We start from the raw sequence: 26040 nt of genomic DNA on the forward strand, positions 1-26040 counted from the left end.
TCGACTTTTAGCGCACTAGTGAAGCCGAATTTTCTTCTAGTGTTTAAAATGACGCGTTCCGGTCATAACCATAGCCATTCCATTGGCGTTACAGTAATCAATGCTGAGCTGATCTTTGATAGAACCACCCGGTTGGATCACTGCTTTTATTCCGGCCTTGTCTGCTATCTCAACACAGTCAGGGAAAGGGAAGAAAGCATCGCTGGCCATCACCGCGCCGTCGAGGTCAAAATCAAACGATCTTGCTTTGTCTATGGCTTGTCGGAGCGCATCTACTCGCGAAGTTTGTCCGGTTCCGCTGGCACAAAGTTGTTTCCCTTTGGCCAAAACAATGGTGTTGGACTTGGTGTGCTTACACACTTTACTTGCGAATAGTAAATCTGCTAACTCAGAATCTGACGGTTTATTGTCGGTGGCCTGTGTTAAATCTTCTGCGGAGTCTGTTTTGTGATCTCTGTCTTGAACCAAAGCTCCGTTAAGGCAGGAGCGAACTATGGTCTCTGGTAAGGCCGTTTGCTTCAATTTTAACATGATGCGATTCTTTTTCCCTTTTAAGATCTCTAGGGCATCGGCATCAAAGTCTGGAGCAATGACCACTTCGCAGAACAGCTTGTGGATCTCCTCCGCAGTAGCTGCATCGATAGTGGTGTTACAGATCAAGATCCCTCCAAAGGCAGAAACAGGATCGCCAGCCAAAGCATCAACATAAGCTTGGTGAACGGTATCGCGCTGCGCAATTCCGCAGGCGTTATTGTGTTTTAAAATGGCAAAGGTCGGTGCCTCACCCCAAAATTCCAGCATTAAAGTAACAGCGGCGTCTACGTCCAAGAGGTTGTTGTAGCTAAGCTCTTTACCGTGAAGTTTGTCGAACATGGCATCAAAATCTCCGAAGAAGAATCCACGCTGATGCGGGTTCTCTCCGTAACGCAATACCTTGCCTTGGGTTTCACTTACCTTCAAGGCAGCGATCTCGTGATCGGCGTTGAAGTAATTGAAAATAGCTGTATCGTAATGTGAAGAGACATTGAATGAGCGGGCTGCGAATTTCTTGCGATCTGCCATGGTGGTGCTACCGCCACTTTCGGTGATGAGCTGCAAGAAGTCATCATAATCTTCCATAGAGGACACGCAAACAGTGTCTTTGAAGTTCTTTGCTGCAGCGCGGATCAAGGAAATACCTCCAATGTCGATCTTTTCAATGATGTCTTGTTCCGGGGCACCAGAGGCAACCGTTTTTTCAAATGGGTAGAGGTCTACAATCACCAAATCCAATTGCGGGATCTCAAATTTCGCCATCTCTTCAACATCACCTTCGTGATCCTGGCGGTTCAATATCCCGCCAAAAACTTTTGGGTGCAAGGTCTTAACACGTCCGCCTAAAATAGAAGGGTAACTGGTCACATCTTCAATCGCGATCACGGGAATTCCCAGCTCCTTTATAAAACGCTCTGTACCTCCGGTAGAATAAAGGGTAACGCCGTATTCGTGAAGTTTTTTAACGATAGGTTCTAGTCCGTCTTTGTGAAATACACTGATCAGTGCCGATTGAATTTGTTTTGTGCCGCTCATCGAAGTAAAAATTTTAAAGGGCAAAAGTACGGATTTCATTAGCAAAATTGTAACATATCATTACCGAAAACGTCTTATCTTCGTAATAGAAACAAAGCCGCAGTCTTGCTGGTTTTAAAAAGCGCTGAATAACCCATGTTGATATATTTCCGCATCCTAAAAGAAAGCTTTGTGTTCGCTATCAGCGCACTGAAGAACAACAAGCTCAGAACCTTTCTTTCGCTTTTAGGGGTGACCATCGGAATTTTTTCCATAATCGGTGTCTTGGCGGCAGTAGATTCACTTAAGCGTGAGATAGAAGGCAGTATATCTTCTTTGGACAACCGAACACTATTTCTAGCGCGATTCTCCTTTGGGCCGACAGACATTCCTATTTGGAAGCGAGAACAGTTTCCAGATGTGACCTATGAAGAATATCAAATGATCTTGCGTCAGGTCCCAGATGTGTACGGGGCGTCTTATCAGATCAATGTGGCTCCAGAAACAGTGCGTTTTGAGGAGAATTTCATTGAGAATGTAGAGATGATATTTGTGACCGATCAGCAGACACGCATAGAGGACATAAAACTGCAATCCGGTCGTTTCTTTAACGAATCTGAATCTGTTCGGGGAGCCCCGGTAATTGTCATTGGAGACGAAGTAGCCAACACCCTTTTTGGTGGGGCAGACGAAGCCATTGGGAAACGCCTGCGCGTTTACGGTAGACGACTCACGGTGATCGGAGTCATGGAAAAAGAAGGGCGAGGCCTCTTTGGTGGTAGTAAAGACGTTGCCACCTTTTTACCGGTGAATATTGGGCGACGCATTTTTGGAGACAACAACAAATCTGTTTTTCCATTCATAGTGATAAAGCCAGAAGCAGGTGTTGATCAAGGCGAATTCAACGCGGCACTCACGGCTAAAATGCGGAATTTTAGAGGTTTGCGCTCAGACGATTCCAACAACTTCTTTTTAAATCAACTCCAAGGATTCTCAGATGCTATAGACAGTATCACCGGCCAGCTCAATGTGATCGGCTGGATCATTAGTGGATTCTCCCTTTTGGTGGGTGGATTTGGTATTGCCAACATTATGTTTGTGAGCGTGAAGGAGCGGACCAACCTCATTGGTATTCAAAAATCACTTGGAGCCAAGAACAAATTCATCTTGTTCCAATTCCTTTTTGAGGCCATTATTTTGGCCATCATTGGTGGGCTTATAGGGCTGATCCTGGTCTATCTGGCATCGATTGTAGCCTCTCAGGCCACTGGCGATTTTGAGTTTGTCCTCTCGCCTTGGAATATGTTTATAGGAACAGGCATCTCGGTCTTTATCGGTCTGATCTCGGGGATCATTCCAGCCATTTCTGCCTCTCGATTAGATCCTGTTGAGGCTATACGTACAGGAATGTAATTGAACCCGCATTCTGGAATAGAAAATTTATTCCGTCTTTAAACTACTTCAAAACAAGACACTATGTTTCGTTTTATAATTTTAGCGTAGCGCTGCTATGCCTAAAATTAGCAAAACGCCTTGTTTTATTGTATTTTAAAGCCTCATTACAAAGTTCTATCACAGAATTCGGGTTGCCTCCTTTAAAGTATCTCTGCCAATTGAGCGTTTACCCAAGTTAGAAACTCCTCGTCCGCAGTAGTGAACGGATCTATGGTATTGCTATCAATATCGATCTGACCAATATTTACCCCGTCTTTGAATAAAGGAATCACTATCTCTGCCTTAACGGTAATGCTGCAGGCTATGTAGTTGTCTTGTGCTTTTACGTCCGGCACCACAAAATTTGCATTAGATTCTGCCACTTGTCCGCAGATACCTTTGCCAAATGGAATGGTGGTATGATCGGTTGGCTCTCCTGCAAATTTTCCAAGATGTAGTACGCGTTTGTCGTGATCGGCAAAGTAGAATCCCACCCAATCATAATGGGCTACTTCGGCTTGCAATAGATCGCAAATGCCTTGCATGGCGGCATCTGGGTTGCTTTTATGCGTTTCGATCAGGGATTGTACTTGCGGTTTTAATGCAGATAGATTCATAGCAAAAAATATAAAGGTCAAAGGTAAGAAGCACTTGGGATTTATTCTAACCCATTAGTTGTGAAATTTAAAAATCTCGAGGCTCGAACATTTTGTCTAAATTTGACCAATAGGCAGTCGCATGCTTCGCAAGATCTTTACAGAACACAGAGCGGTTTTTATATTCCTAGGACGTTTTTTCGGCGTCTATCTAGGCCTGTCCTTGCTGTATCTAATCTATATCACAATGACCACGGCGCAGCAAGCGATAGATCCGCTGACCGCATTGGTTGGTGAGCAATCCCAGGCTATTATAAACGGCTGGGGTTATGAGGCAAAAGTGCTCGCATCTGGCGGAACCCCTGAATTACAACTCTTTGTTAACGGAGATCTGGTGGCGCGGATCATAGAGGGCTGCAATGCCGTAAGTATCATTATCCTGTTTGTCAGTTTTGTGATTGCATTTAAAAAGGCATTTAAGAAGACGCTTTTGTTTGTCTTTGGAGGAGCGGTGCTGATCTATGGTGTAAATTTAGTTCGCATCGCGATCTTGGCTATCGCACTTTATCATTACCCAGAGAAGGAACCCTTGTTGCATCAGGTTGTTTTTCCGGCGCTGATCTACGGTTTGGTGGCTTTGCTCTGGATGCTTTGGGTAGGAGTTTTCAAAAAGAGGAGATCCTATGAATAGCAGCCTTCGCATACTGTTCATTGTAGTGCTGTTAGGGCTTTTAGTGGTCTTGCGGATGTTTGCTGCGGATTGGTTCTACGACCCGCTAGACGCTTTTTTCAAAGGGCAATATCAGGGACAGCCTCTACCAGAAATAGCTACTGCTAAACTTCTTGCTGTTATGGCACTGCGCTTTTGGATCACTGCTGCAATCACCGTTGGCGTCATTCATTTGTGGTTTAACAATCGTTCCAAGACACGATTGAGTTTCCTTGTGTTAGCTGTGGCATTTGTCCTATTTTTTACAGCCTTTTGGGTGTTAATTGCGTTAAAACAACCTCCTTTAGAAGGGTTATTCTACATCCGCCGTTTTTTGATACAGCCGTTGATTCTTATCTTGCTCATCCCGGCATTTTATTATGAAATGAGCAATTCAAATGCCGCTGGTTGAAGTATATTTGTATTCTAAAATCTATACTATGAAACGCTATTCATTTTTGAGTATTCTCATGGTCTTTTTGGTCTTCACTGCCTGTAAGAATGAGGCAAAACAAGCCGAAGAAACTACAACAGATACTGCGGTAGAGAACACTACCGAAGCCCCTCAAGCAAGTAAACCTAAATACGAAGCTGCAGCAGCAACCGCCACCTTTAAAGATCCAAAGGTAGGAGATGTCTATAAGGCGTATATAGAACTTAAAACTGCCTTGGTCAATACAGACAGTGAGGCTTCTTCTAAAGCGGCAGACGAACTGCTTACAGCTTTTTCTAATCTTGGAGTAGAAGAGGAGACCTTCTTAGCCGCTCAGTTCGTAATGGAATCTAAAGAAATTGCTGCGCAACGAGAAGGATTCAACAGACTTACTCCAATTGTAGAGCAACTAGTGGTAGATAACTTAGAAGGTGGCGAGGTATACAAACAATATTGCCCTATGGCCTTTAACAATACCGGAGCTTATTGGCTATCCAACTCTAAGGAGATCTACAATCCGTATTTTGGTGATATGATGCTTAATTGCGGACGTGTTGCAGATACTTTCGAATCCGAAGCGACCAATTAATGCGCTAACTTTATGAATTTACGTCATTTTTTAAGTGTGATCGTTGCAAGTTTGGCGCTGTTATCCTGTCAAAACGAAATGGAGGCGGTAGTCGCCGTTCACGACGAACTCATGCCTAAAATGACGACTATCTCGCGTTTGCAAGAGCAGCTTAGCGAAAGTTTGCCAGATAGTATCCGCAGCGAGAAGCAACAAGCTGTAATAGACGAGCTAGAAGCTGCTAACGATGCCATGATGGATTGGATGCAGGATTTTGGAACTGCCTTCGACTTTGAAGAGATCAACAAAGGCAAACCCTTGACGGCTGCAAAACAAGACAGCTTAAAGAAGTACGCGCTAAGTGTTCAAGCACTTAAAACCCAAATGTTAGCTGCCATAGCGAATGGCCAGAAGGCCTTTGAAACGCTAAAGCAAAACAGATAATTAGTACCTTTAATTCATGAAAATCACCAAACGCATCCTTTTATACGCTATGACCATAGTGGTCATTATTGGGGCCTTTATCTGGAATTCAAGAGTAGAGGAGTGGTTAAAGACCCAAGAAGAACCTGAAATGATCGTACGATCAGATCTCTTGGTGATCTACCCGCTCGTTATCACTTTGGTTGCGCTAAGTCTTTTTGCACTCTACAGAGATTGGAAGGAGAAAAGCAGCACTTAGTTCTAAAATAATCTTACATAAAAAAAAGCGCTCCTATTTGGGAGCGCTTCTGTTTTATATTGATGCAGATATTACATCATGCCTGGCATTCCGCCGCCGCCCATTGGAGGCATGGCAGGAGTATCTTCCTTGATGTCTACCAAAGCACATTCTGTAGTAAGGATCATTCCAGCCACAGAAGAAGCGTTCTCTAAAGCGATACGCGTCACCTTCTTCGGGTCAATGATACCTTCCTTAAGCATGTCTACATAAGTGTCGTTCTTTGCGTTGTAACCAAAAGCTTTGCTGCCTTCCATTACCTTGCTCACTACTACAGAACCTTCGCCACCTGCGTTCTCTACGATCTGGCGCAACGGCTCTTCTATAGCACGTGCGATGATCTGAACTCCTGTGGTCTCGTCTAGGTTGTCTGTGGTCAATTTTTCTAACACTTTCTTAGCGCGAACCAAGGCAACTCCACCTCCGGCAACGATACCTTCTTCTACAGCGGCACGAGTGGCGTGTAGGGCGTCGTCTACGCGGTCTTTCTTCTCTTTCATCTCTACCTCAGAAGCAGCACCTACGTAGAGTACAGCAACACCTCCGGCCAATTTAGCCAAACGCTCCTGTAGTTTCTCTTTGTCGTAATCGCTAGTGGTAGTTTCGATCTGAGATTTGATCTGGTTCACACGAGCTGTGATATCTGCTTTTTTGCCAGCACCATTAACAATGGTCGTATTGTCCTTATCGATGGTTACGGTCTCTGCAGTTCCTAGCATATCAATGGTTGCATTCTCCAAGGTGAATCCACGATCTTCTGAGATCACGGTTCCTCCGGTAAGAATAGCAATATCTTCTAGCATTGCTTTTCTGCGGTCTCCAAATCCAGGAGCCTTAACAGCCGCGATCTTCAAAGATCCACGCAGCTTGTTCACTACCAAGGTAGCCAAAGCTTCTCCGTCTACATCTTCTGCAATGATAAGCAGCGTACGGCTCTGTTGCGCAATTGGCTCAAGCACAGGAAGTAGATCTTTCATAGCAGAGATCTTCTTGTCGCAAAGCAAGATCATTGGGTTCTCCAATTCAGCGTTCATTTTCTCGCTGTTGGTAACAAAGTATGGTGATAGGTAACCGCGGTCAAACTGCATTCCTTCTACCACATCTACATAAGTCTCTGTTCCTTTGGCCTCTTCTACAGTGATAACTCCTTCTTTACCAACTTTGCTAAATGCTTCGGCAATAAGCTCTCCGATAACCGGATCGTTATTGGCAGAAATAGAAGCTACTTGCATGATCTTCTCGCTAGAGCTACCCACTTTGGTAGATTGCTTTTCAAGATCGGCGGTCAATGCCTCAACAGCTTTGTCGATTCCGCGCTTAAGGTCCATTGGATTAGCACCTGCAGCTACGTTCTTAAGCCCTTCTTTTACTATGGCTTGCGCAAGTACAGTTGCAGTAGTTGTTCCGTCACCAGCCAAGTCGTTGGTCTTAGAAGCAACTTCTTTTACCATCTGAGCGCCCATGTTCTCTAGTGCATCTTCTAGCTCAACTTCTTTGGCAACAGTAACACCATCCTTGGTGACTTGTGGAGCCCCGAAGGATTTACTAATGATAACGTTACGACCTTTTGGTCCCAAGGTTACCTTTACTGCATTGGCCAAAGCGTCTACACCGCGTTTGATGCTGTCTCTTGCTTCAATGTCAAATTTTATATCTTTTGCCATGGTTGTGTTCTTTAATTATTCTCGATTAGATAATTGCTAAAATGTCGTCTTCGCGCATGATCAGATAATCACGGCCTTCCAACTTAAGTTCGCTGCCTGAATACTTTCCGTACAGCACCGTATCTCCAACTTTTACAGTCATTTCGTGATCTTTCTTGCCTTTTCCAACAGCGACAACTTTTCCTTGTTGTGGCTTTTCTTTGGCAGAATCAGGAATGTAGATACCCGATGCAGTTTTGGTCTCGGCCTCTTGTGGTTCAATCAAAACCCGGTCAGCCAGGGGTTGAATATTTAAGCCCATATCTATTTGTGTTTTTTGGTTTAATTAAAATTACGCTTGCCTTAAGGCAGAAATTGTGCCATTGGATTTTCCACTGACACAATCGAAAAAAAAATGCCAGCTTGTCATATAAGCTGGCATTTTTTAAATGTCGTTTGGAGTTTACTGCTCATCTGTCTGAACCGGAGAACCGTCTGTGGCAGGAACTTCGGTTTGCACAGGAGTGTCGCCGTCAATGGCTTTAGATTCGCCTAATCCGCCACCATCCATAATAGGGATGTTAGAAAGCAAGATCAAAGCCAAAAGCAGCACTGCTAGTGTCCAGGTACTTTTATCTAAAAAGTCTCCTGTTTTCTTTACACCACCGATCTGCTGACCTCCGCCACCTCCAAAGGTAGAAGAAAGTCCGCCTCCTTTTGGGTTTTGTACCATTACTACTACTACCAGTAGAAAAGCGATCAGAATGATCAGGATCAGAAATATATTAAACGCCGTCATTGTCTTTTGTGTTTTGGGCCATTATTTTCTTTATCGCCCGAATTTGGTCTGCAAAGAAACCACTTTTTTCGGGATTTTTCAAACTTAAAATTTTGTACGCTTGAATGGCTTTTTTATAGTTTTTTTGCTGCAGATAAACCTTGGCTAAGGTCTCTGTCATTAAGGAGTCCGAGGTTTTGGTAAATGGCTTCGCCAGATTTTTGGTGGAGCTCACTTCTTCCTCAGGATCTATCTTAGGGCTATTGCTCAAAAAGGCGTCGATCAGTTTAAATCTTTCTTCCTTGGCATCTGGCTTTGGAGCTGTTTCTTCTTGAGTTCGTTCTACCGGGTTTACTTGAGCCAACTGCAGCCAGATCGCAAAGGAATGCTTGTCCTCCTTCTTAAATTCCAGAGGAGCATTTTCTATGCTTTCTAAGGGTTCCGGTTCTCCGATCTTTAAGAACAGATCGGGGTCTAGTACAGCCTTGGCCTTTTGCAATTCAGATTTGAGCTTTTGCTCTAGTTCAAGTGGCGTAGCGCTCACCTCTTGAACATCTACCAATTCAATTTCGTTGAGATCGGTATGCTGATGTTTTATCTTATGAGCGATCTCATCTTGCAAGAAAACCTCAGAAGTAATAAAATCAAAAAGTATAGCCCTATCTGTAGTATGTGCTGCGGTGCGTTTTAAGGCATCGTTGTACTTAAAGCTTCTGCTGTTCTTCAAGGCTTTGAGTTGCAAGGCATGCGCTGCCTGAAAGTAAGGGAATGTCGACAAGATCTCTTGCAATTGCTGCTGATGCTCTGCGTTGACAGTGCCTGGGTTCTGGGCGAGATATGTGAATTCTTGCGTGTTCAATTTACCAGCGGGCCAGAGTAGCGTTAAAGATATCTTGTGTCAATCGGGTGTAGATCTCGTCTATCACATCGTCTCGTCTGGAGCCGGTAAGGTTAGCATCTCCGTCAAAGTCGAAATAGAAACTAAAGCGTTGCTGCAAGTCCTTGGTGTCGTCCAATTTATTGTAAAAACGCACTTGTACCGAGATGGTCAATCGGTTCTGTGCGGCAGTATTCTGCGCTGTAGCCGTTATAGGTGCAATGTAGTACTGCACGATCTCTCCTTCGTAAGTCAGGTCTGCATTGGCCGTAACCAATTCCAAACTGGTCTGATTCACGATAAGATCTTGCAGGTCATTGGTAAATTTTAGATCGATCCCAGGCTCAATTATCGCAGCTTGGTTCTGAAAGAAATTCACCTGAAAGGTCTTGGCGTTCCCCACATCTGCTCCGGTAAAGGAGTAGTATTTACAGCTGTTAAAACTAAGGCTAACGGCCAAAAGTAAGATCCATTGAGCTATGCGCATCCTATAAATTATATTGCTTTATTTTTCGGTACAAGGTGCGTTCTGAAATTCCCAATTCTTCTGCAGCTGCCTTGCGTTTCCCGTTGTATTTTTCTAATGATTTCTTGATGAGTTCCAATTCTTTTTCCTGAAGCGAAAGGGTCTCTTCTTCTTCGATCTCTTCGGCAAAATGGTACTTATCTTCTGCGCTTTGGCCGTTATTGTCGTTAAAACTGATCACTTCTACATCAGAAGGTACAACCAGCTCTCTGCGGGGAGAAGGCACTACCTCACTGTACTCCGTATCTGGTTCTTCGTCGGCGTAGATCTTGTTGATCAGTCCAGAATGTTCGCGCTGAACGGTTTCTGAATCATCGTTGCGCAACAGCTCCAAGGTAAGCTTTTTAAGATCGTTCACATCGCGTTGCATATCAAAGAGCACTTTGTAAAGGATCTCGCGTTCCGAGGCGAAGTCGCTTTCGGATTTCTTCGGATTGATCACGGCCGGCAAATTGCTACCCACATCGGGCAAGTAGCTTTTTAGCGTATCGTAAGAAATGGTCCGCTCTTGTTCTAATACAGAGATCTGCTCGGCGATATTTCTCAACTGACGGATGTTCCCTCCCCAGCGGTATTTGAGCAACAGATCCGTGGCCTGTTCGTCCAAACGAATGGTTGGCATCTTGTATTTCTGAGCAAAGTCTGTGGCAAACTTTCTAAAGAGCAAATGTATGTCTTCTGACCGTTCGCGCAGCGGCGGCAGATTGATCTCCACCGTGCTTAATCGATAGTAAAGATCTTCTCTAAACTTTCCTTTGGATATAGCCTCTGCCATGTCCACATTGGTGGCGGCAACTATGCGTACATCGGTCTTTTGGGTCTTGCTGGACCCTACTTTTAAGAATTCACCATTCTCTAGTACACGCAATAAGCGCACTTGAGTAGGCAGGGGGAGTTCACCAACTTCATCTAAAAAGATGGTTCCTCCATCAGCCACTTCAAAATATCCACTACGCGTTGCTGTCGCTCCGGTAAAGGCGCCTTTCTCGTGTCCGAAAAGTTCGGAATCTATGGTTCCTTCTGGAATAGCTCCGCAGTTTACCGCAATATACTTGCCGTGTTTTCTATGAGATAATGAATGTATGATCTTCGGAATACTTTCTTTACCCACACCACTTTCTCCCGTCACCAAGACCGAGATATCGGTAGGGGCCACCTGAATGGCCTTTTCTATGGCGCGGTTGAGCTTGGGGTCATTTCCTATGATCCCGAATCGCTGTTTTGTGGCTTGTACTGATTCCATAATTGTTATTACTGGTTCTCGCTATAACCCACAGCCTCGCCCAAAAGCGTAGTGCTAGTGCAGTCGTTTATCTTCACCATCACAAAATCTCCAACTTTATAGTGTTCTTTTGGGAACACAGCTACGGTGTTTTGCGAACTGCGTCCACTCCAATGTGCATCGCTTCGGCGGGATTCCTTTTCTATGAGGATCTCTACGGTCTTACCCACAAAATTCTTGGTACGGTAAGCTGAGTGTTTTTGTTGTAAGTCGATGATCTCTGTAAGACGTCTTTTCTTTACAGCTTCTGGTACATCATCTTCCATTTTTCGTGCAGCCATGGTTCCTGGTCGCTCGGAATAGATGAACATGAAACCAAAGTCGTATTTCACATATTCCATAAGGCTTAAGGTGTCTTGGTGATCTTCTTCGGTCTCTGTTGGGAAACCTGCGATCATATCTTGAGAGATACCGCAATCCGGAATGATCTCGCGCACCTTATCTATTAGGGCCATATACTCCTCACGAGTATGCTGACGATTCATTTCTTTAAGAATTCTTGTGCTTCCGCTTTGTACCGGCAGGTGAATATAATTACAGATATTCCGATGCGCAGCCATAGCGTGGAGCACGTCTTCTGTCATGTCCTGCGGATTCGAAGTCGAAAAGCGAATGCGCATTTTGGGTTGTGCAGTGGCTACCATCCGCAGCAATTTGGCAAAGTCTGTCGCAGTAGCTTGCTGCATCGGACTGGCTTTCTTAAAATCCTTTTTCAGGCCGCCGCCATACCATAGATAACTATCTACATTTTGTCCAAGTAGCGTAATTTCTTTGTAGCCTTTGGCCGCCAAGTCATTGACCTCGTCTAAAATACTCTTTGGGTCTCTGCTTCGCTCGCGTCCGCGAGTAAATGGCACAACGCAGAAAGTACACATATTGTCACAGCCGCGGGTAATGCTCACAAAAGCCGTTACACCGTTTCCGCCCAAGCGAACTGGAGTGATATCACCATAGGTTTCCTCTTTCGAAAGAATCACATTTACAGCTTCTCGGCCATCGTCTACCTCTGCGATCAGGTTCGGAAGGTCTTTATACGCATCCGGACCTACAACAAGGTCAACTATCTTTTCTTCTTCTAAGAACTTGCTTTTAAGACGTTCGGCCATACAGCCCAAAACGCCTACTTTCATGCCTGGGTTGATCTTTTTTACCGCATTGTATTTCTCCAAGCGCTTGCGAACAGTTTGTTCTGCTTTGTCGCGAATACTGCAGGTATTGACCAATACAAGATCAGCATCCTCAAGATTCTGGGTGGTGTTGAAACCTTCTTTTGCTAAAATAGAAGCCACGATCTCACTGTCGCTAAAATTCATTTGACAGCCATAGCTCTCAATGAACAGTTTGCGGGTGTTGGTCGCATTTGCTTCTGTTATCAGGGTAGTGCCCTGTTTGTTCTCGTCTATTATCTTCTCCATATCGGGTTCGGCCCAGTTGTCCATCAATTAGTATGCAAAGATAGGATTTAATCCAAATTATGACAAAGTGTCAGTGTCCTAAATCGTTCATAAATAATCTTAAATCTAACGCAACGTTTTGCCTTTGCTTGCGTCTGCTAGAAAAATGAATTGCAATTAAACACCACCTAATGAAATGAGCACAAACAAATTTAATTACTAGTATTCCATTGTAATAATTAAATTTTTTGTGCGAAAGCAAAGCGGTTGATCTATGCAGATAATTTTTATTTGCTTGATTATCGGACAAATAAAAATTCTTAAATAGATGAAAAAGTTATTATTGATTCTTGTACTAGCGGGCTTCTGGAGTTGCTCCGACGACACCTATACGCAAGAGGTGCTTATCGCTACAGCTCAAACCACTACCAAGGCGGAGTTCAGAGCTAGTGTGGGCCCTGGGCCAGTGCAACAGATCTCAGAATCTGGAAAGATCTATGCCTATGGGCAATACGTTCTTGTTAACGATAAGTATAAAGGTATTCACATTATAGACAACAGCGACCCTGCGAATCCGGCGAAGATTGGTTTTATCAATATCCCGGGAAATGTAGATATGGCTGTTAAGAACGACATTCTCTACGCCGATAGCTGGTTGGATCTTTATGTTTTTGATTTCACCGATCCGGCAAACCCAAGTTTGATCAATCGATTGGAAGATGTGTTGCCAGAGCGCCAACCCGATTTTGAAGGGCTCATTTGGGAGGTCGATTACGGAGAGTACGACCCAGCTAGCGAGGTAGTAGTAGGGTGGACCTACACCACAGAACTGCGCGAGTTTGACCGCGGAGACGAAGCTACCATAGATGTGCTCTCGTCTGATGCAGGTGGACAAACCGGAACTGGTGGTTCTTTGGCTCGATTCAACATCACAGGAGAATATTTATATGTGGTGGATTCCTTTAGAATCTTCTCATTTCAGATCAGTGATCTAGACAATCCTCAGCTGCGAGGTGAGGTTTTAGTAGGTGCTAATGTGGAAACTATTTTTAGCGATGGCGATTACCTATATATAGGTAGCCCTGTTGGTATGTTCATTTACGGCCTCAGTAATCCTGGCGATCCAAACTTTTTGTCGTCGGTAACTCATATCACCGGTTGTGACCCTGTTGTGGTTCAAGGCGACTATGCTTTCGTTACCGTTAGAGGCGGAAATTGGTGTGGCCAACCCGATAGTTTGCTAGATGTTGTAGATATTACCGATCGATCGAATCCGTTCATTGTCAAATCCGAAGTAATGAACGAACCATATGGTCTTGGGGTTAAAGGCAACAGGCTTTATGTAAGCGACGGAAGTTTTGGCTTCGCTGTTTACGATATAACCAATCCCGTAGAGGCTAACCGGATCATCACTTACAACGATCTTGAAATTTACGATGTCATCCCTATGGAACAATGGATGATCATGATAGGTAACAATACCTTATACAATTACGAATACACCGATGAAGGAATCGGTCTTATAGCAAGTTTTAGTTTAAATTAAGTTCGCTTTAAATTCCTTCTAAAAGCCCTGTTTTACGCAGGGCTTTTTTAGTGCCTTAATAGGTGTAAAAAAAATTTGACCTACTTTTGTAGCCCAAATAAAATGAAATATGGCGAAGAATTTGGTTATTGTGGAGTCCCCTGCAAAGGCCAAAACTATTGAGAAGTTCCTCGGAAAAGAGTACAAGGTAGCTTCGAGTTTTGGACACATTGTAGACCTTCCGTCTAAGGAATTAGGGGTTGATGTTGAGGGCGATTTCAAGCCGAAATACGTGGTCCCATCGGACAAGAAAAAACTGGTAAAGGAACTCAAAGAAATGGCTGCCAAAGCAGAAATGGTATGGCTAGCCAGTGATGAGGACCGCGAAGGAGAAGCCATTGCTTGGCACTTGTTCGAATCCTTAGGACTTACAGAAGACAAGACCAAACGCATCGTATTTCACGAGATCACCAAATCGGCCATTTTAAAGGCCATTGCCAATCCGCGCTCTATCGATTACAACTTAGTGAATGCCCAGCAGGCACGTCGCGTTTTGGATAGATTAGTGGGTTATGAGATATCGCCAGTATTGTGGCGTAAAGTAAAAGGCGGCCTTTCTGCCGGTCGTGTACAATCGGTTTCTGTTAGACTTATTGTAGAGCGTGAGCGGGAGATCATGGATTTCACACCCGTGGCTTCCTACCGTGTGGATGCAATGTTTGAAACCGAGGAGGGAAAAAGCTTTAAGGCTAAGTTGCCACAGAACTTTGACAGCTCCGCAGAAGCCAATTCCTTCTTAGAAAAGAATTTAAATGCCGATTTTTCCATTGCTAGTCTGACCAAAAAACCAGCTAAGAAATCTCCGGCGGCGCCGTTTACTACTTCTACCTTACAGCAAGAGGCTTCCCGAAAGCTTTATTTCTCTGTGAGTAAGACAATGACCTTAGCCCAGCGTTTGTACGAAGCGGGTCTTATCACTTATATGAGAACTGACAGTGTTAACCTGTCTGACGAAGCTAAAGCTGCAGCCAAAGAAGAGATCACAAAATCTTACGGAGAGGAGTATTCCAAACCGCGTAATTATAAAGGTAAGGCCAAAGGAGCCCAAGAAGCTCACGAAGCCATTCGCCCAACCGATATGTCACGTCATGCCGTAGATATCGATAGAGACCAGGCGCGTTTATACGAACTTATCTGGAAACGAACCATTGCCTCGCAAATGAGCGATGCGAAATTGGAGCGCACTCAGGTAAAGATAGAGGCCAACACGCACAAGGAGCTTTTCACTGCAAATGGTGAAATGATCAAATTTGACGGTTTCCTAAAGGTATATCTGGAAGGAATAGATGATGACGAAGAAGAACAGGACGGCATGTTGCCAAGTCTGGCAGAAGGTGATCCGCTCAAGAACAAGTACATCACCGCAACGGAGCGCTTTACGCGTCCGCCGTATCGATACACTGAAGCATCTTTGGTAAAGAAATTAGAAGAGCTAGGAATTGGACGTCCGTCTACCTACGCGCCGACCATTTCTACGATCCAGAATAGAAACTACGTCGAGAAAGGGACTGTTGATGGTAGCGAGCGCAAGTACGAGCAGCTTACCTTAAAGAACGGTAAGATCTCTGCTAAAGAGTTGACCGAAATGGTAGGTTCGGACAAAGGAAAATTAGTGCCTACAGATATAGGTATGATAGTTAACGACTTCTTGGTCGATCACTTTGACAATATTGTCGATTACAACTTTACCGCCAAGGTAGAGGAAGACTTTGACCAGATCGCCGATGGCGACGAGAAGTGGACGGAGATGATGCGTGATTTCTATCACTCGTTCCATCCGCAGGTAAAAGATGTGGCAGAGAACGCTGAACGTGAAAGCGGAGAGCGTATCTTGGGAACCCATCCGGAATCTGGCAAGACTGTCTTGGTACGCTTAGGTAAATTTGGTCCTATGGCGCAAATTGGAGCCCCAGACGACGAAGAGAAGCAATTTGCCAGTTTAACTCCGGAACAACAACTCACTACCATTACCCTAGAAGAGGCTTTGGATCTGTTCAAGCTGCCTAGAGATCTCGGGGAGTACGAAGGAGAAGCTATAGAAGTGAACAATGGGCGTTATGGGCCTTATGTGCGTTTTGGCAAGAAGTTTATCTCTCTTCCGGCCGGAAAGGATCCGCTAGATGTATCTAAAGAAGATGCCATTGAACTCATCGAGGCCAAAAAGAAAGCAGACGCTCCTATATATAGGTATAAAGATATGCCGGTTCAGAAAGGGAAAGGTCGCTTCGGACCATTTATCAAATGGAACAATATGTTCATTAACGTGAACAAAAAATACGACTTTGACAATCTGAGCGGAGATGATATAGAAACCCTGATCGAAGACAAACTCCAGAAAGAGCGCGATAAACTGATCCACGACTGGGCCGATGCAGGCATTCGTTTGGAAAAGGCGCGTTGGGGTAGGTTTAACCTGATAAAGGGCAAGACCAAAGTGGAACTCCCTAAGACCACCAAGGCACAGGAGATGACCTTAGAAGAAGCTCAGGCGATCTTGGAGAAACAAGCTCCGAAAAAGAAAAAGACCACCAAACGCAAAGCAGCCGCCAAGAAATAAGATGACAGATTTTTTAAGTCCGGTGAGTAAGGCCGTAGTGGCCCACAAAGAGTTATTACCCGATAACACTTTGGGTACTAAGATGCGTATTCACAGTCCGGGAACTGCCTTTCCGGATCTCACGGGCTGCGAAATGGCCATCATTGGGGTGCAAGAGAACAGACGTTCTGCAGACTTTGTAGGGCGCGCAGTATCCTTTGACAACATCAGAAAAGCGGTTTACAGTCTTTATCCTGGCAGTTGGCACATCCAAATTGCCGACCTGGGAGATATCATGCCTGGGGAGAGCGTAGAGGATACCTACTTCGCTTTGCGACAAGTAGTACTCGAATTGCATCAGCAAAATATCATACCTATTATATTAGGTGGTAGTCAAGATCTGGTTTATGCCAATTACAGGGCGTACGATGATCGCGGTGCTATGGTTAATATGGTGAATGTGGATTCTCGTTTTGACCTTGGCGATGCAGACCTGCCGATAAGCAATACCTCTTATATAGGTAAGATGGTAGTAGACAAACCTTATAATTTGTTCAACTACGCCAATATTGGATATCAGACCTATTTTAACTCCGCAGACGAGATAGATCTTATTCAGCGCCTTTATTTTGAAGCTTATCGTTTGGGAGAGGTTGCTGCGGATATTTCTTCTGTAGAGCCCATTATGCGCGATGCAGATATTGTCGCTATAGATATCTCGGCCATAAAGAGTACCGAGCTTACGCACGATTACGGTTATATGCCCAATGGATTCGACGGTAGAGAGATCTGTGCCATTGCGCGTTATGCAGGAATAAGCAATCGTGTGAGTTCTTTTGGGATCTACGAGTTAGAAGGGAACCGAGAAGCCGAGCGCGCCGCTATGCTTATTGCTCAGATGATCTGGTACTTTGCAGAAGGGGTCAATTACCGCATAGACGACGGAAATTTTACAAACGAAAACGAATACCTCACATACACCGTTCCGGTGAACGAACAGACTTTGCGCTTTAAAAAGAGCAAAAAAACGGGTAGATGGTGGATAGAATTGCCATTTATTTCAAATGTTAATAATAAATTAAAAAGACATACGTTATTACCATGCACGTACCGCGATTATGAGGATGCCTGTAATCAGAAAATTCCAGAACGTTGGTACAAAGCAAGACGTAAAAACGAAGTTTAACAGACTATTTAACGACTTTGCGATTTTAGGGGTTTTTGACTTTTTTGTTGTATTTTTCAAATATTATAAATAGGTTTACGCCCTTAAAATCTTGAACTTTTAACCTAAACACCTATGAAAAAGCTATTTGCAATTGTTGCATTTGCTGCTCTTTTAGTGTCCTGTAATTCGACCGATCGTGGAGAATTGGTTGGTGCTAAAGGAAAGAAATGGCACCCTGAAAAGCCATTCGGAATGACCCTTATTCCGGGAGGATCTTTCATTATGGGTAAAGCTGATGACGACATTGTTGCGGTAAACGATGCCCCGACTCGAACGGTTACCGTGCGCTCCTTTTACATGGATGAGACAGAGATTACGAACGCAGAATACAGACAATTTGTAAACTGGGTACGCGATTCTACTGTACGTCTACGTTTGGCTATTTTGGCCGATGAGGTTGGCGCAACACCGGGTGATGATGGTATTGGCGAATTCGCCTTCGTTGACCAGGAGAACACAGACGACATGACTCCTTATGAGAAGTATATGTATGACAATTACTTCGGAATGGGAGATGACTACTACGCTGGTCGCAAGATCAACAGAGAAATTGACATAATCTGGGACACTAGCGAATACCCTGACGAGTATTACGCTGAGGTAATGGATTCTATGTATATTCCTATTGAGGAGGCCTACAACGGACAACGCACTATCGATGTGAGCAAATTGAACTTCCAGTATTCTTATATGGACATTCAAGCTGCTGCTCGCGACAACAGTAAGCGCCGTAAGGACTTTATCAAAAAAGATACGGTGAATGTATATCCTGATACTACCGTATGGATCAAAGACTTTAATTACTCGTACAACGAGCCAATGCACAACGATTACTTCTGGCACGAGGCTTACGGTGAGTACCCAGTTGTGGGTGTGAACTGGAAGCAGGCCAAAGCATTCTGTGCTTGGAGAACTTTATACAAGAACGCTTATCAGAAATCGCGTCGTCGTCAGTACGTGAACAGCTTCCGCTTGCCAGGAGAGGCCGAGTGGGAATACGCTGCACGTGGTGGCTTGGAGTCTGCGACCTTCCCATGGGGTGGTCCTTACGCTAAGAACGACCGCGGATGTTTCATGGCGAACTTTAAGCCGCTTCGCGGTGATTACGCTGCCGACCAGGCATTGTACACAGTGGAGGCAGACGCTTACGAACCAAACGACTACAACCTCTACAACATGGCAGGGAACGTATCGGAATGGGTAGCATCATCTTATGACCCCAATTCTTATGACTACTCTTCTACGATCAACCCTAACGTGAATGACAAGAATAACATGCGTAAAGTGATCCGTGGTGGATCTTGGAAGGATGTTGCATACTTCCTACAAGTGAGTACCCGCGACTACGAATACGCTGATTCTGCACGTAGCTATATTGGCTTCAGAACTGTGCAGGATTATATGGGAACCGACGTCGTTCTTAACGAACAATTCGGCGACGGTCGATAAAGACATCACCGGTCTATGCTAGCCGGTGTTCATTTAGTAAAATGACTAACAGTAGTAACTTAACTTAATTTATTTATTATGGCACAATCAAAATCATCTAAGAAGCTATTTAACATGGCTTACGGACTAGGAGCCTCTATCGTTATCCTAGGGGCACTATTTAAGATCCTTCACTGGGAGCTAGGACCACTTAACGGTGGTGTACTACTTGCAGTAGGACTAATTACAGAAGCAATAATCTTTGCTATCTCTGCTTTCGAACCAGTAGACGACGATCTAGACTGGTCATTGGTTTACCCAGAACTAGCTGGTGGAAAATCAAATGGAAAGAAGAAAGATGAAAAACCCCAAGACGCCCAAGGTCTACTATCACAAAAATTAGACGAAATGCTTAAAGCAGCTAAGATCGACGAAGGTCTTATGACAAGTCTAGGAGAAAGCATCCGTTCTTTTGAAGGCGCAGCTAAGAGTATGGCCCCTACTACCGAAGCTATGAATTCAACTAAGAAGTACAGTGAAGAGATGGCTTTAGCCGCTGCTCAAATGGAGTCGCTAAACTCACTTTACAAAGTACAGGTTGAATCTACCAGCCGTCAGGCAGAAGTAAACGAGCAAGTTGTAGAAAATGCAGCTCAATTGAAAGCACAAATGGAAAATTTGACTTCTAACCTTTCTTCATTGAACGGTGTATACGGAGGTATGCTTTCTGCAATGAATAGAAACTAAGATAGTTTTTACTTACTAACCCCTTAATCTAAAACAGAAGAAGTTATGGCAGGAGGAAAACTATCTCCGCGGCAGAAGATGATTAACCTGATGTATCTGGTTTTCATCGCTATGCTCGCCCTCAACATCTCCAAGGAAGTCTTGACTGCCTTTGGACTGTTGAATAATAAATTAGAACAAGCCAATGTTGCGGCTACAGAGCGAAACAATAGCTTTATGGCAAGTCTTGCTACAAAAGCCACTGACGCTCCAGAACAGTACGCGGCATTAAAGGAAAAGGCTGATCGTGTAAGTGTAGTTTCCGATGAGTTCGACAGCTTCATCGAATCTATTAAGACAGAAATGAAGTCTACAGTTGAAGATGCGACCGATTACGAAGTGATGGACAAATCTGATTTCTTAGATCAGAAGTTCTTTAACGCAGACGGTCTTAAAGATGACGGTCAAGCTTTTTTGGCAGCGGTTAACAAGTACCGTACAGAAATGGACGCGGTGATCGGAAGTGATTACCCTGATATCAAAGAGTATGTTGATGAGAATTTTGCAACAGATCAGGTGACAGATCGTGATGGTGTAAAGATCGACTGGATGAACTACAACTTTGAGCGTGTACCTATGGTAGCGTCTTTGACCAAGCTTACACAAATGCAAGCGGACATCAAGACCACTAAGAGTGAACTATTGAACTTGTTCCTTTCTGGTGTTCAAGGTGAGTTGCTTTCCATGGATAAGTACAACACTTTTATGGATGCACCTAAGTCTGCGTACTACGTAGGAGAGACCTTTGACGGGGAGATCTTACTAGGACGCACAGATGCCACTACAGTTCCTAAGCGTGAGGAATTGACATTAGACGGTAGACCACTTCAGCGTGATAGAGACTACACCATTGACGGTGGTCGTATCAAATTGAAAATTGGTGCTGGTGGAGCTGGAGATCACAAGATCGAAGGTAAACTGATCTACGGAGAAGATGGTAAGGAAATCGAAGTTGATGTAAACACTGGTTTCGCGACCATCACTAAGCCAAACTCCGCAGTAATCTCTGCCGATAAGATGAATGTAGTATACCGCGGTGTAGATAACCCAATGACGGTTTCTATCCCTGGTATTCCAGATAACAATGTTTCTGCCTCAGGTGCCGGTCTAAGCCGCGTGTCTGGAAGCAAGTACGTGATGAAGCCTGGTCAAGGACGTGAGGTAACCATTACCGCTAGCGGTACATTGCCAGACGGACAACGTATCAGTACTCCAGCTACTTTCCGTATCAAGGACATTCCACGTCCAACAGGTACAGTGAGTGGCGAAGATGGAAACGGTGGTGCAGTGCGTATGCCGAGATCCTCTTTGGAAATTGCTTCTATTGGTGCAGAATTATTGGATTTTGACTTTGACCTGAAATTGGCAGTGACCAGCTTTAGCTTTAAGGTTTCCGGACAACCAACAGTGGTGGTTAACGGACGTAAGCTAGACGATAGAGCCAAAGCGGCCCTACGTAGAGCGAAGCGTGGTGAGACAGTTCAGATCTTTGATATCAAAGCGCAGATCCAAGGAAACTCCAGTTACAGATTACAGCGAATCTCTCCTGTATTTGTAGAGTTAACAAACTAGAATAAAAAAAGCTATAGAAATGATGAAGTCAAGAATTGCTTTGGTATTTGTAATGACCTTGATGGTAAGCTTTACCACCTTGGCCCAGCGCAACATACTCAATGCCAAGACTCCCGAGGAGATCGGAATGAAGACGGCAGAACAGATCGCTTACGATAATGACGAACCGCTACCTTACGGTTACGTAGATGAGCGTGACGTATTGTGGTCTAAGACCACCTGGGAGATCATTGACTTGGACGAGCGTGTAAACTTTCCGCTTTATTACCCAATTGACACCAACAACATCGGTGCGGACAGACGTTCGCTTTACGATGTACTGGTGAAGAACATCAAGGACGGTACTATTGAGCATGTTTACGCGGACTCTTACTTTACAGAAAAACGTACCCTAAACGATATCAGTGCTTCTTTGCGCTATACAGACACTACCGATGCCGGTATCCGTCAGTTCAACGCAGAAGGCCGTGTGGACGATGAATACATCCGTAAATTCGACTTGGGTGCAGCAGATATCTTGGAATGGCACATACGCGGTTACTGGTACCTTGACAAGCGTCAGGGGGAATTGAAGTACCGTTTGCTAGGATTGGCTCCGGTTGCCCCGGAAGCGCGTTCTTTGGCTTTCCCAGATCAAGCAACAGACAAAGTAGAACTGTTTTGGGTTTGGTTCCCAAGCGCCCGTAAGGTGCTGCACGAGGCAAAAGCGTTCAATCGCCTAAACACCTCCCAACCTATATCGTTCGACCATATCTTGAATTCTAGACGCTTTAATGGTATAATCTATCGCGAGGACAATGTCCAAGGAGACCGACAGGTTAAGGATTATATTAGCGATAACGCACTCATGCAATTGCTTGAGTCCGACAGAATCAAAGAAAGGATCCGCAATCTAGAAATGGATATGTGGAACTATTAACAGAAGAATTTCCATTAGTAAATTAGGGAAAAGCGCTGCTCTTTATGAGTGGCGCTTTTATTTTTTATAGTAGTATTTTTGCTGCGGATGAAAACCGAAGTAGACTATATCGTAGTTGGGCTGGGCTTGGCCGGGATCAACTTTGTGGAGCTCTTGCAAAAGCAGGGCAAGTCCTTTGTGGTCTTTGACAGCGGTGAAAATTATTCCTCCTGGGTTTCTGGAGGTTTATATAACCCTGTGATCTTAAAACGGCTTACACTTTCTTGGAATGCTGCGGAGCAGTTAGACCGGGCTTTGCCGGTTTACTGTGAAATAGAAGCGCGATTGGGTAAGACCTTTGATCATAAATTGCCCGTACATAAAAAGTTTCAGTCCTATGAAGATCTGAACAATTGGACAATTGCCACCGACAAACCTCATTTAAAACCCTATTTGAATCCTACTCCTATTAGCAATGCACCAAAAGGGGTCAAGGTTCCTTTTGGAATGGGACAGGTATTGAACACCGGGAAGGTGGATACTGCTGCACTCATGCAAGCTTATGCAGAGAATTTGCGCGAGCGGGGTTTGCTAATCAGTGAACGCCTCGATTACAACCAGCTCGATCTGACTACAGGCGTTGGCTACAAGAATATCCAGGCAAAGAAGATTGTTTTTGCAGAAGGATTTGGCTTAAAGCAGAACCCTTATTTCGACTCTTCTAAATTAAAAGGTAACAAAGGGGAATTGCTTATCGTTGATGTGCCGGATCTCAAACTTGATTTTGTCTTAAAGACCGATGTTTTCATCATCCCCTTGGGTGGTACTCGATTCTCTGTTGGGGCTACTTACAATTGGCAGGATAAAACCCTGGACCCAACCGACGAAGGCAAAGAAAAGTTGCTTAAGGCCTTAGAAAAACTCATCGAACTAGAATATACGGTTGTAGAACATCGTGTTGGGATAAGACCCACAACTGCAGATCGCCGTCCGCTAGTGGGTGTGCATCCGGAGTATACACAAATAGCTATGCTTAACGGTTTGGGTACGCGCGGAATTATGATTGGACCAACGGTTGCGCATCAGTTATATGAGCATCTGGAGCACGATCAGCCCTTACCAGAAGAAATAGATATTAAGCGTTTTTATCGTAATTGAAAAAGAAGTTGATCCAGATGTTTCTGGACAAGCGCAGAATAACAGGCAAGCCTAGTACCAAAACAGCCACAATTGCCAAGAAAGACTGCAAGCGATCCATCCCTAAGAAAACATAGGTTATGATAAAGGTGGCAACTGCAAAGGCAACGCCTACGCCATAACTGACATACATGGCTCCGTAAAAGAAAGAGGGTTCTATCTTGTATTTGGTGTTGCAATGGGAGCAGCGTTCGTTCATTTCCAAGGTCTTACCCGGAGCGTATAACTTACTGCTGCTATACATGCTTTCCTTTTGACAGACCGGGCAAGTGCCGGTTAATATGCTGTAGAGTTTAGTGCCTTTTAACATTGATGTCTGTAATTTTTTTAGCCCTGTAAAATTAAAGATATTTGCACTACCAAAAATGTGACTTAAGTCACTCTTCTATGTTAAACGTACACAACTTATCGGTTTCTTTTCAGGGCGAGGATCTCTTTAGCGAACTTACCTTTAAATTGGGTGGAGGAGACCGCGTAGGTCTTGTTGGAAAAAACGGTGCTGGGAAGTCTACTTTGCTGCGGATCTTGGCCCAAGAGCAAGAATACGATTCTGGGCAGATAGCCACAGACAAGGAACTTCGCATAGGATTCTTAAAGCAAGACATCGACTTTGAAAAGGGATGTACGGTTAAAGAAGAAGCCCAGAAGGCCTTTGTGAAGATCAAAGAATTGGAGGCGCGCTTGGAGCAGATCAATCTACAATTGGCAGAGCGCACCGATTACGAGAGCGAGAGTTACAATCAGCTTATGATAGATCTCAACGACGTACAACATCAGTACGAATTGTTGGGGGGTTATAACTATCAGGGCGATACCGAACGCATTCTAAAAGGTCTTGGTTTTACTGCTGCGGATTTTGACAAGCTCACTTCCACTTTTTCTGGAGGATGGCGTATGCGTGTAGAACTCGCTAAACTGCTCTTGCAAGACAACGATGTCTTATTACTCGATGAGCCGACCAACCACTTGGATATTGAATCTATTTTATGGCTGGAAGAGTTTTTAAAACAGTATACCGGAGCCGTTGTTATTGTATCCCACGATAAGGTCTTCTTAGATACTATTACTAATCGCACCATAGAGATCTCCTTGGGCCGTATTTACGATTATCCGAAACCCTATAGCGAGTATTTAACGCTACGCAATGAGCTGCGTACCCAGCAATTGGCGGCGCAAAAGAATCAGCAGAAACAGATCGCCCAAACAGAAAAACTAATTGAAAAGTTTCGAGCTAAGGCTTCTAAAGCGACCATGGCCCAGTCACTGATCAAAAAGCTGGACAAGATAGATCGCATAGAAGTGGATCAAGACGACAATGCGGTGATGAGTGTTCGCTTTCCGGTCTCTGTTACTCCAGGTAAGGTAGTGTTAGAGTTAGAAGATGTAGCCAAGAGCTATGGCGAAAAGCGCGTATTGCGCCCTTTGGAAATGTTGGTGGAGCGCGATAGCAAGATCGCCTTTGTGGGTCAGAACGGACAAGGAAAGACCACTCTGGCCAAGATCATTGTGGGCGAGATCGCTCACGAAGGTAAGGTCAAGCTAGGACACAATGTACAACTGGGTTATTTTGCCCAGGATCAAGCCGATCATTTAGACGGATCCAAGACGGTTTTAGATACCATGATCGATGCGGCCAATGAAAAGAACAGAACCAAGGTAAGGGACATACTTGGGGCATTCCTCTTTAGAGATGAAGCTGTTGACAAATACGTGCGCGTATTGTCTGGAGGTGAACGCAATCGTTTGGCGTTGGCCAAGCTGCTTTTACAACCCTTCAATGTACTTATTATGGATGAGCCTACCAATCACTTGGACATCAAATCCAAGAATGTTCTAAAGGAGGCCCTGGCTAATTATGAAGGCACTTTGATCTTGGTCTCGCACGATCGTGATTTTTTACAAGGCCTTACCAATAAGGTTTACGAATTTAGAGATCACAAGATCAAAGAGTATTTGGGCGATATTGAGTATTTCTTGCAAGAACGCAACCTGCGTTCCATGCGAGAAGCAGAAAAGCGCAGCGAGGTCGCAGTGGCTAAGACAGCTAGTACAGCGTCCAAGAAGTCTTACGAAGAGCAAAAACAGCTCAAATCGCTTAAAAACAAGCTTAGCAAGGTGGAATCGCAGATCTCAGCTTTGGAGAAAGCCATAAAAGAGTCAGACGTCGCCTTAGAAGTGAATTACGACGAAACCGTGAAAGATCCTTCCTTTTTTGACGGATATCAAGCCAAAAAAGACGAACTTGAACAACTCATGCAACGCTGGGAAGACCTCAGCGAAGCTATAGATCAATTGAATTAA

Annotated in this window: 25 protein-coding genes; 15 read left to right on the top strand and 10 right to left on the bottom strand. The window is 44.4% G+C overall.

The window, feature by feature from the left end; all coding sequences use genetic code 11:
- Positions 1–36: 36 nt before the first annotated feature.
- On the bottom strand, positions 37–1569 hold the full coding sequence (purH, locus tag BTO09_RS08820; RefSeq protein WP_087524420.1) for a bifunctional phosphoribosylaminoimidazolecarboxamide formyltransferase/IMP cyclohydrolase: 1533 nt from the start codon (positions 1567–1569) through the stop codon (positions 37–39).
- Between the two features lie 135 nt (positions 1570–1704).
- Here purH and BTO09_RS08825 point away from each other — a divergent pair, with 135 nt between their 5' ends.
- Entirely contained in the window at positions 1705–2961 is a 1257-nt protein-coding gene (locus tag BTO09_RS08825; RefSeq protein ID WP_087524421.1) for an ABC transporter permease, read from the top strand.
- Between the two features lie 182 nt (positions 2962–3143).
- Here BTO09_RS08825 and BTO09_RS08830 read toward each other — a convergent pair whose 3' ends face one another.
- Positions 3144–3599, bottom strand: a complete 456-nt coding sequence (locus BTO09_RS08830) for a GAF domain-containing protein (RefSeq protein WP_087524422.1) — start codon at positions 3597–3599, stop codon at positions 3144–3146.
- 121 nt (positions 3600–3720) lie between these two features.
- Here BTO09_RS08830 and xrtF point away from each other — a divergent pair, with 121 nt between their 5' ends.
- From xrtF to BTO09_RS08855, 5 genes are read left to right on the top strand one after another with little or no spacing between them, the layout of a single operon-like run.
- Positions 3721–4269, top strand: coding sequence for an exosortase family protein XrtF (gene xrtF / locus BTO09_RS08835; RefSeq protein ID WP_087524423.1), 549 nt, complete (start codon positions 3721–3723; stop codon positions 4267–4269).
- On the top strand, positions 4262–4699 hold the full coding sequence (locus BTO09_RS08840) for an exosortase F system-associated protein (RefSeq protein ID WP_087524424.1): 438 nt from the start codon (positions 4262–4264) through the stop codon (positions 4697–4699). The genes xrtF and BTO09_RS08840 overlap by 8 nt, the downstream gene beginning before the upstream one ends.
- Positions 4700–4727: 28 nt before the next feature.
- Positions 4728–5309 (top strand): DUF3347 domain-containing protein, encoded by a 582-nt coding sequence (locus tag BTO09_RS08845; RefSeq protein ID WP_157663473.1) that lies wholly within the window; start codon positions 4728–4730, stop codon positions 5307–5309.
- A gap of 12 nt (positions 5310–5321) precedes the next feature.
- On the top strand, positions 5322–5732 hold the full coding sequence (locus tag BTO09_RS08850; RefSeq protein WP_087524426.1) for a hypothetical protein: 411 nt from the start codon (positions 5322–5324) through the stop codon (positions 5730–5732).
- Between the two features lie 16 nt (positions 5733–5748).
- On the top strand, positions 5749–5970 hold the full coding sequence (locus BTO09_RS08855) for a hypothetical protein (RefSeq protein WP_087524427.1): 222 nt from the start codon (positions 5749–5751) through the stop codon (positions 5968–5970).
- Between the two features lie 71 nt (positions 5971–6041).
- On the opposite strand, the gene groL is transcribed toward BTO09_RS08855, so the two are convergent.
- The 7 genes from groL to miaB form a co-directional block, all read right to left on the bottom strand.
- On the bottom strand, positions 6042–7673 hold the full coding sequence (gene groL, locus BTO09_RS08860) for a chaperonin GroEL (RefSeq protein WP_087524428.1): 1632 nt from the start codon (positions 7671–7673) through the stop codon (positions 6042–6044).
- Between the two features lie 25 nt (positions 7674–7698).
- Complete coding sequence (gene groES, locus BTO09_RS08865) at positions 7699–7974, bottom strand: co-chaperone GroES (RefSeq protein WP_087524429.1); 276 nt, start codon at positions 7972–7974, stop codon at positions 7699–7701.
- 141 nt (positions 7975–8115) lie between these two features.
- Positions 8116–8451 carry a preprotein translocase subunit SecG gene (gene secG, locus BTO09_RS08870; RefSeq protein WP_087524430.1) on the bottom strand — a complete coding sequence of 112 codons (336 nt, stop codon included), beginning with the start codon at positions 8449–8451 and terminating at the stop codon, positions 8116–8118.
- A complete protein-coding gene (locus BTO09_RS08875) occupies positions 8438–9289 on the bottom strand; it encodes a hypothetical protein (protein WP_087524431.1) in 852 nt (283 codons plus the stop codon). Before BTO09_RS08875 ends, secG begins: the two co-directional genes overlap by 14 nt.
- Before the next feature lies 1 nt (position 9290).
- A complete protein-coding gene (locus BTO09_RS08880; RefSeq protein ID WP_087524432.1) occupies positions 9291–9794 on the bottom strand; it encodes an LptE family protein in 504 nt (167 codons plus the stop codon).
- A gap of 1 nt (position 9795) precedes the next feature.
- Positions 9796–11076 carry a sigma-54-dependent Fis family transcriptional regulator gene (locus BTO09_RS08885; protein ID WP_087524433.1) on the bottom strand — a complete coding sequence of 427 codons (1281 nt, stop codon included), beginning with the start codon at positions 11074–11076 and terminating at the stop codon, positions 9796–9798.
- An 8-nt stretch (positions 11077–11084) separates the two neighbouring features.
- Complete coding sequence (gene miaB / locus BTO09_RS08890; RefSeq protein ID WP_087525533.1) at positions 11085–12530, bottom strand: tRNA (N6-isopentenyl adenosine(37)-C2)-methylthiotransferase MiaB; 1446 nt, start codon at positions 12528–12530, stop codon at positions 11085–11087.
- Positions 12531–12837: 307 nt separating this feature from the next.
- Here miaB and BTO09_RS08895 point away from each other — a divergent pair, with 307 nt between their 5' ends.
- The 8 genes from BTO09_RS08895 to BTO09_RS08930 all read left to right on the top strand — a co-directional run bounded on the left by BTO09_RS08895 (position 12838) and on the right by BTO09_RS08930 (position 23700).
- Positions 12838–14055, top strand: a complete 1218-nt coding sequence (locus BTO09_RS08895; RefSeq protein WP_087524434.1) for an LVIVD repeat-containing protein — start codon at positions 12838–12840, stop codon at positions 14053–14055.
- Positions 14056–14164: 109 nt separating this feature from the next.
- On the top strand, positions 14165–16651 hold the full coding sequence (gene topA / locus BTO09_RS08900) for a type I DNA topoisomerase (RefSeq protein ID WP_087524435.1): 2487 nt from the start codon (positions 14165–14167) through the stop codon (positions 16649–16651).
- A 1-nt stretch (position 16652) separates the two neighbouring features.
- Complete coding sequence (locus BTO09_RS08905; protein ID WP_087524436.1) at positions 16653–17816, top strand: formimidoylglutamase; 1164 nt, start codon at positions 16653–16655, stop codon at positions 17814–17816.
- Between the two features lie 114 nt (positions 17817–17930).
- Complete coding sequence (gldK, locus tag BTO09_RS08910) at positions 17931–19307, top strand: gliding motility lipoprotein GldK (RefSeq protein WP_087524437.1); 1377 nt, start codon at positions 17931–17933, stop codon at positions 19305–19307.
- Between the two features lie 78 nt (positions 19308–19385).
- Complete coding sequence (gene gldL / locus BTO09_RS08915) at positions 19386–20033, top strand: gliding motility protein GldL (protein WP_087524438.1); 648 nt, start codon at positions 19386–19388, stop codon at positions 20031–20033.
- A 45-nt stretch (positions 20034–20078) separates the two neighbouring features.
- Complete coding sequence (gldM, locus tag BTO09_RS08920; RefSeq protein ID WP_087524439.1) at positions 20079–21644, top strand: gliding motility protein GldM; 1566 nt, start codon at positions 20079–20081, stop codon at positions 21642–21644.
- 22 nt (positions 21645–21666) lie between these two features.
- Positions 21667–22563: a gliding motility protein GldN gene (gene gldN, locus BTO09_RS08925; protein WP_087524440.1), complete on the top strand. Its 897-nt coding sequence runs from the start codon at positions 21667–21669 to the stop codon at positions 22561–22563.
- Positions 22564–22650: 87 nt separating this feature from the next.
- Positions 22651–23700 (top strand): FAD-binding oxidoreductase, encoded by a 1050-nt coding sequence (locus BTO09_RS08930; protein WP_087524441.1) that lies wholly within the window; start codon positions 22651–22653, stop codon positions 23698–23700.
- Here the strand turns inward: BTO09_RS08930 and BTO09_RS08935 are convergent.
- A complete protein-coding gene (locus tag BTO09_RS08935; protein ID WP_087524442.1) occupies positions 23678–24049 on the bottom strand; it encodes a DUF983 domain-containing protein in 372 nt (123 codons plus the stop codon). The two genes, BTO09_RS08930 and BTO09_RS08935, sit on opposite strands and share 23 nt — an antisense overlap.
- A 77-nt stretch (positions 24050–24126) precedes the next feature.
- Between BTO09_RS08935 and BTO09_RS08940 the strand changes: the two genes are divergently transcribed.
- Positions 24127–26040 (top strand): ABC-F family ATP-binding cassette domain-containing protein, encoded by a 1914-nt coding sequence (locus BTO09_RS08940; protein WP_087524443.1) that lies wholly within the window; start codon positions 24127–24129, stop codon positions 26038–26040.

It is taken from the genome of Gilvibacter sp. SZ-19, from assembly GCF_002163875.1.
GTDB lineage: Bacteria > Bacteroidota > Bacteroidia > Flavobacteriales > Flavobacteriaceae > Gilvibacter.

Coding starts and splice junctions, on each gene's coding strand:
- purH (WP_087524420.1), bottom strand. CDS start 1,569: ATGAGCGGCACAAAACAAATTCAATCGGCACTGATCAGTGTATTTCAC.
- BTO09_RS08825 (WP_087524421.1), top strand. CDS start 1,705: ATGTTGATATATTTCCGCATCCTAAAAGAAAGCTTTGTGTTCGCTATC.
- BTO09_RS08830 (WP_087524422.1), bottom strand. CDS start 3,599: ATGAATCTATCTGCATTAAAACCGCAAGTACAATCCCTGATCGAAACG.
- xrtF (WP_087524423.1), top strand. CDS start 3,721: ATGCTTCGCAAGATCTTTACAGAACACAGAGCGGTTTTTATATTCCTA.
- BTO09_RS08840 (WP_087524424.1), top strand. CDS start 4,262: ATGAATAGCAGCCTTCGCATACTGTTCATTGTAGTGCTGTTAGGGCTT.
- BTO09_RS08845 (WP_157663473.1), top strand. CDS start 4,728: ATGAAACGCTATTCATTTTTGAGTATTCTCATGGTCTTTTTGGTCTTC.
- BTO09_RS08850 (WP_087524426.1), top strand. CDS start 5,322: ATGAATTTACGTCATTTTTTAAGTGTGATCGTTGCAAGTTTGGCGCTG.
- BTO09_RS08855 (WP_087524427.1), top strand. CDS start 5,749: ATGAAAATCACCAAACGCATCCTTTTATACGCTATGACCATAGTGGTC.
- groL (WP_087524428.1), bottom strand. CDS start 7,673: ATGGCAAAAGATATAAAATTTGACATTGAAGCAAGAGACAGCATCAAA.
- groES (WP_087524429.1), bottom strand. CDS start 7,974: ATGGGCTTAAATATTCAACCCCTGGCTGACCGGGTTTTGATTGAACCA.
- secG (WP_087524430.1), bottom strand. CDS start 8,451: ATGACGGCGTTTAATATATTTCTGATCCTGATCATTCTGATCGCTTTT.
- BTO09_RS08880 (WP_087524432.1), bottom strand. CDS start 9,794: ATGCGCATAGCTCAATGGATCTTACTTTTGGCCGTTAGCCTTAGTTTT.
- BTO09_RS08885 (WP_087524433.1), bottom strand. CDS start 11,076: ATGGAATCAGTACAAGCCACAAAACAGCGATTCGGGATCATAGGAAAT.
- miaB (WP_087525533.1), bottom strand. CDS start 12,530: ATGGAGAAGATAATAGACGAGAACAAACAGGGCACTACCCTGATAACA.
- BTO09_RS08895 (WP_087524434.1), top strand. CDS start 12,838: ATGAAAAAGTTATTATTGATTCTTGTACTAGCGGGCTTCTGGAGTTGC.
- topA (WP_087524435.1), top strand. CDS start 14,165: ATGGCGAAGAATTTGGTTATTGTGGAGTCCCCTGCAAAGGCCAAAACT.
- BTO09_RS08905 (WP_087524436.1), top strand. CDS start 16,653: ATGACAGATTTTTTAAGTCCGGTGAGTAAGGCCGTAGTGGCCCACAAA.
- gldK (WP_087524437.1), top strand. CDS start 17,931: ATGAAAAAGCTATTTGCAATTGTTGCATTTGCTGCTCTTTTAGTGTCC.
- gldL (WP_087524438.1), top strand. CDS start 19,386: ATGGCACAATCAAAATCATCTAAGAAGCTATTTAACATGGCTTACGGA.
- gldM (WP_087524439.1), top strand. CDS start 20,079: ATGGCAGGAGGAAAACTATCTCCGCGGCAGAAGATGATTAACCTGATG.
- gldN (WP_087524440.1), top strand. CDS start 21,667: ATGAAGTCAAGAATTGCTTTGGTATTTGTAATGACCTTGATGGTAAGC.
- BTO09_RS08930 (WP_087524441.1), top strand. CDS start 22,651: ATGAAAACCGAAGTAGACTATATCGTAGTTGGGCTGGGCTTGGCCGGG.
- BTO09_RS08935 (WP_087524442.1), bottom strand. CDS start 24,049: ATGTTAAAAGGCACTAAACTCTACAGCATATTAACCGGCACTTGCCCG.
- BTO09_RS08940 (WP_087524443.1), top strand. CDS start 24,127: ATGTTAAACGTACACAACTTATCGGTTTCTTTTCAGGGCGAGGATCTC.